Source organism: Paenibacillus sp. A3 (assembly GCF_001399685.1).
In the GTDB taxonomy this organism is placed as follows: Bacteria; Bacillota; Bacilli; order Paenibacillales; family NBRC-103111; genus Paenibacillus_G.
Genome location: NZ_JTHN01000001.1, coordinates 1 through 6,437 on the forward strand (window position 1 = coordinate 1; position 6,437 = coordinate 6,437).

General features: G+C 60.2%; 1 protein-coding gene. It reads right to left on the minus strand.

What is annotated here, in order from left to right; genetic code table 11:
- Positions 1–6,437: non-ribosomal peptide synthetase (locus tag QJ48_RS00005; RefSeq protein ID WP_157261443.1), on the minus strand; the 6,437-nt coding region annotated here is incomplete at both ends.

Here is a 6,437-nt window from a genome sequence, read left to right on the forward strand (position 1 = left end):
CTTGGCGCCAGCTCCGTGCGCTCCATCGCCGTGCAATGCGCGATCACTTCCTGCAAATTCGCCTTCAGCAGCCCGGCCAGCTGCTCCATCGTCTCTTTGCGGTACGCTTTTCCGTTGTAGCGGATATCCAAAACAAGCGCGCCGTCCGTAACAATCCCGCCGAAATCCAGCGCATATTTCATTACCGTGCGTTCGCTGACGGCAGAGCCGATCGAGTACGCGGACATCGCGACGTCGCCGCTTTGCAGGTCTTGGTCGAATTGCCCCAGATAGTTAAAGCTGATCTGCGGCTCCGTCTCCCGAACGCCTTCTTCCCGGGAACCGGACAAATGCTTCCAAATGCCGTAACCGATCCCCTTATGCGGGATTTGGCGCAGTCCTTCCTTCACCCGTTTGATCCGCTGCGCGACGGACCCGTCCTGCCCCATCTCCAGCACGACCGGGAATTGGCTCGTAAACCAGCCCACCGTGCGCGAGATGTCAACGTCCGGCAGAATCGCCTCGCGTCCGTGTCCCTCCAGATTGACCAGCACGCGCTCCATTCCGGTCCACTGGCGGATCGTCATGCCCAGCGCCGTCAGCAGCAGATCGTTCACTTCGGTGCCGTAGGCCCGGTGCGTTTGCTTCAAGAGCTGCTCTGTTTCCCGCTTCGTCAGCTGTACGGCTACCGTCTCGCTGTCGCGAAGCGTAAACGCGCCGTCATGCGCCGTATCCTGAGGCAGCGGAACATAGCTGGCTTCGGCGATTTGCCGCCAGCAAGCGGACTCACCTTCCATCTCCGGACCGGCCGCATACTGCGACAACTGCTCTGCCCATGTGCGGAACGAATCCGTTTTGTACGGCAGCCGGACGGCTTGTCCGTTGGCAGCCTGCTCATAGCCTGTCGTCAGATCCTCGATCAAAATCCGCCAAGATACCCCGTCAACCACCAAATGGTGAATGACGATCAGCAGATGATCTCCGTCGTCGCAGCGGAACAGCCCCAGCTTCACCAAAGGCCCGGCACTCAAGTCGATGCCGCTTTGAATATCGTTCGCTTTCGCTTCAATCGCCGCAGCGCAGTCCGCCGTTCCCCTCAAATCGACTACGTCCAGGGTGTACAACTCACCTTCGCTAATACCGCGGTTCCACGCTGCAAAACCGGTTTCCGTCTTGCGGAACACCGTGCGCAGCGCATCATGATGCTCCACGACCTTCGTCATCGCCTGTCGGAGCGGCGTTTCGTCGAAGCCCCGCTCCCGGTGAAGCATAACGGCCTGGTTAAAATGATGCGGCTCCTCCTGGTTTTGCCCAAAGAACCAGTACTGAATCGGCGTCAGGTTGACGGCTCCGCTGACCTCACGCTGCTCGGCCTTTTTGTCGGCCGCGCGGAGCAGCGGACTCAATTCCGCCACTGTCGCATACCGGAACAAATCTTTCATTTCGAGCTTCTGCCCGAGTTGAAGCAGTCTGGAAGACACCTGGATCGCCTTGATCGAGTCGCCGCCCAGTTCGAAGAAATTGTCCAGGACCCCGACCGCTTCGACACCGAGCACAGCCTGCCACACCGAAGCCAGCGTTTGCTCTGCCGTCGTGCGGGGCGCTACATATTCCATGCCCGTCTGGACGCTTCCTTCCGGCGCAGGCAGCGCTTTGCGGTCGATTTTGCCGTTGGCGTTCAGCGGCATCCGCTCCAGCTGCACGAAGTAGGACGGGATCATGTAGCTCGGCAGCTCCTGCGACAGCGCGCTTCGGAGTTCCGCCGCGCTCCACTCCCGGTCCGCCGTGAAATAGGCGCACAGCTGCTTCTGGCCGAGCTCGTCCTCCCGCGCAACGACCACCGCTTCTTGCACCTCTGGCAAGCGCAGCACTTGCGTTTCCACCTCGCCCAGCTCGATCCGGTAGCCGCGGATTTTCACTTGATGGTCGATCCGGCCCAAATATTCGATATTCCCGTCCGGCATCCAGCGCACCAAGTCGCCTGTCCTGTACATCCGCTTGCCCGGCGCGAACGGATTCGGCATAAACTTTTCGTCCGTCAGCTCCGGCCGGTTCAAATAGCCCCGGGCCACGCCTTCACCCGCGATGCACAGCTCTCCGGCCACGCCGACCGGCATCAAACGGGAAGCCGCGTCCATAATCCATGCCTGCACATTGCCGAGCGGCCGGCCGATCGGAACGCCCGCCAGCTCTGAGGTTTCCCTGCTCGTCGAATAATAGGTCGCGTAGATTGTCGCCTCCGTTGGACCATAAATATTTTCCAGTTTGGCGTTCGCCGATAAGCTGTAGTATTCCTCGACCGCTTTGATCGGCAGCGCCTCTCCGGCGACAAACACATATTTCAAGGTGCGAATGCCGGAAACGCCGGTTTCCTTCAGCGTATTAACCCATGCGCTGAACATCGACGGCACCAGATTCAAATGAGTGATATTCCCGCTCTCGATCGCCTCTGTAAGCGCAGTGGGGTCTTTTTCCAACCCCGGCGGCAAAATCGCCAATTTCCCTTTTCCGAAATACCAGCCGAACAGCTCAGGCACCGATACGTCGAACGTGAAGGTCGTTTTCAGCAAATACGTATCGTCCGCCAGCATCGGGTATTCCCGCTCCAGTTGGGTCAGCGTATGCACGACGGACCAGTGCTCGACCATAACCCCCTTCGGCTTGCCGGTCGAACCCGACGTGTAGATGACGTAAGCCAAATGACTCGGTCCCGCTGCAGGTTCCGGATTCGAAGCGTCTTCGCTATAAACCGCCGTGTCCTCAAGTACCAGCAGCTTCCCAGCAAAATCCGCGCGTTCCCGCAAACGGCTCTGCGTCAGCAGCAGCTTGGCTCCCGAATCCTCCAGCATGTAAGCGATCCGCTCCTGCGGGTATTCCGGATCGATCGGCATATACGCTCCGCCGGCTTTCAGGATGCCGAATATGCCGACAATCATTTCAAGCGAACGCTCGACCATGATTCCGACCGGCTGATCGGGCTGCACGCCCTCCGCCCGCAGCGTGTGCGCCAACCGGTTCGCTTTTTCGTTCAATTCCCGGTACGTGAGCCGCTCGTTTTCGAAGACAACCACCACCTGCTCCGGCGTCCATGCCGCCTGCGCTTCGAACAGCCCGTGAACGGTCTCGTCGCGGGGATAGTCCGACGCCGTAGCGTTGAAGACTTCGACAATTTGCGCCCGTTCCGCTTCGGTAACCCATTCCAGCTCGTCCACGCGCATATGCGGGGCGTCCGCCACCTGCTCCAGCACCCGGGCGACATGACCGGCAATTTGCTCGATACCCGCCTTGTCGAACGCCATCGCGTTATAGCCAAAACGAATGGTGATCCGCTCACCGGGGATGACGATGAAATTGAAATTGTAGTTCGTTTGCTCCGGCGTTTCGATATTCGCAATAGCAAAAGCATCCCCGCTTCCGCCGCCCAACTGCCCGATCTGCTCGTCGATCGGATAGTTTTCGAACACCATGATGTGGTTGATCAAATCGCGCTTCTGTCCGGTCTGCGCCTGAATCTCATAGAGCGGGAACGTATCGTAAGCGCCGGAATTCAGGGCTTGCTCCTGCGTTCTGCGCATGACGTCGGCCACCGATTCCCCGGCGGCGCTAGTAATGCGCACCGGAATCGTATTGATAAACAGGCCGATCATCGATTCCACGCCCGGGATTTCCGCCGGACGGCCCGCCACGACGCTGCCGAATACGACATCCTCGCTGTTGTTGTATTTTTGCAGGATCAGGCCCCATACGGTCTGAATGAGCGTATTGACCGTCACCTGATGCTGTCTGGCCGCCTGCTCGACCCGTACGCTCAGCTCGGGGCTGAACGTCCAGTCCAGATTTTGCAGGACGTAGCCTTCCGTCTTGTGCTGCGGCTTCTCCTGCGGCAGCAGCACCTGCTGCTCGTAGTCGGACAAGTAATCGGTCCAATAGCCCGCTGCCGCTTCGCGGTCCTGATTCTCCAGCCACTCGATAAAGCGTCCGAACGGCGTTACCGGTTCAAGCTCCGGCTTCCGCTGCTCGCGGAACGCGAAGTAGCTGCCGAACACTTCCTGAATCAGAAGAGACATGCACCAGCCGTCCATCAAAATATGATGGAAGCTCCAAACAAACCGGTACGTATTCTCCCCGGTGCGCAGTACCGACACGCGCATCAGCGAACCTTGGCTCAGGTCGAAGCCTCGGGCCTTGTCCGCACTCGTGAAGACGGCGGCATACGCTTCGCGCTCCGTTTCCTCGATGCCGCGCAGGTCTTCGTAAAGCAGTTCGCCCGCGCGCTCCCGGAATACGACCTGGACCGGTTCGTCCTTCCAGCCGCTTATGAAATTGGTCCGCAGCGTCTCGTGCCGCTGTACCAGTAAATCCAGACTTTTCCCGAAGGAGACGACATCGAATCCTCCCTTCAAATCGAACGTCGCCTGCTCGAAGTAAGCGCCCGATTCCGCATCCATCAGGCTGTGGAACAACATCCCCTTCTGCATCGGTGTCAGCGCATAGACGTTCTCCAGCTCGCCGACCGGCCGCGTAAGCTCCGCCAACCGCTCCAGCTCGTCCACCGTCACTCCTTTGAGCAGAACGTCGCTCGGCGTCAGCTCCGGCTGTTCTTTCGCCACGCAGTGCGCAATCACTTCCCGCAGGCTGGCTTCCAGCAGTCCGCCAAGCCGCTCCACCGTTTCCCTGCGGTATTGGGTCATGCCATAGCGGATCGTTAAAACAAGCTCGCCCTCCGACACGATTCCGTTCATATCCAGCGCAAAGTCCATCGCCGCGTTCCCGCTGGCTTCCGCGCCTGCGGAGTACGGGGATTGCTTCAGATCGTTGCTTTCGTAATCCTGGTCGAACTGGCCGAGATAGTTGAAGCTGATTTCCGGCTCTACGGCAAACTTCACGCCCTCTTGCGGCGCCGACAAATACCGCAGAATGCCGTACCCGATCCCTTTGTTCGGAATGTGGCGCAGCCCTTCCTTCACCCGCTTGATCTGCTGTCCTACGGCCTCGTCCTGCCCCAGCTCCAGCACGACCGGGAATTGGCTCGTAAACCAGCCCACGGTCCGCGAGACGTCCACATCCGGGATAATTTCCTCCCGGCCATGGCCCTCCAGGTTGACCGGCACACGATCCAGACCCGACCATTCGCGCACGGCCATCCCCAGCGCCGTCAGCAGCAGGTCGTTCATTTCCGTCCGGTATGCCCGGTGCGCCTGCTTCAGCAGTTGCTCCGTTTTCTCCGCCGTCCACCGTACCGTCACGACGTCGCTCTCTTTCAGCAGTGGTCTGACCTCCGCGTTATCCTTCGGCAGACGGACATAGTCGCTTTGTTCGATCTGCTGCCAGTAAGCCCATTCGCGTTCCATGGCCGGGCTGCTCGCATAGCGCGACAACTGCTCCGCCCAGGTCCGGAACGAATCCGTTTTGTACGGCAGACGGATCGCTTCTCCGCGAAGCGCCTGCTCGTACCCTGTTGCAATATCCTCAAACAAAATGCGCCACGATACCCCGTCGACCACCAAATGGTGGATCGCGATCAGCAGATGGTCGCCGTCCGCGCAGCGGAACAGTCCGAGCTTCATGAGCGGTCCGTGTTCAAGGTCGATGCCGCCTTGAATTTCCGTCGCTTTCGCCTCGACTGCCGACGCGGTATCCGCCGCACCGCTGAAATCCAGCACGTCCAGGCTGAACAGTTCGCCTTCGTCCACGCCGCGATTCCATGCCGCATAGCCGCTGCCGCTTTCCTGCAAACGGAATACCATGCGCAGCGCGTCGTGATGCTCGGCGATCTTCTTCATCGTCACGCGCAGCGCCGCTTCGTCGAAGCCTTCCTTGCGGTACAGCATAACCGACTGGTTGCTGTGATGCGCATCGGCCGGCTGCTGTCCGAAGAACCACCGCTGGATCGGCGTCAGCTCTACGTCTCCCATTGCGGCTTCCTGGCTCGCCAGCTTGCCCGACGCTTGCAGATGCGGGCTCAGCGCCGCCACCGTCGGATACTGGAACAAGTCCTTCATCACCAGCTTGTAGCCGGCTTGCAGCAAGCGCGAAGCCACCTGCAGCGCTTTGATCGAATCGCCGCCCAGCTCGAAGAAGTTGTCCAGAATGCCGACCTTCTCCACGCCCAGCACGGCCTGCCAGACCGCCGCCAGCGTCTGCTCCGCCGCCGTCCGCGGCGCTGCGTACGCCGCTCCCGCGCGCAACGCGCCTTCCGGCTCCGGCAGCGCTTTGCGGTCCACTTTGCCGTTTGGCGTCAGCGGCAACCGCTCCAGCTTCATCATCCGCGCCGGCACCATATGCGACGGCAGACTTTGCTCCAGATATGCCTGCAGTTCCTCCACGCTCAGCGTTTCGTCCCCTGCCGCGTAGCCCGCCAAATATTTTTGTCCCCGCTCGTCCGTCCGGTCGATCACCACCGCCTGACGTACGCCCGCGAAGCGCAGCATCGCCGTTTCGATCTCGCCCAGCTCGAT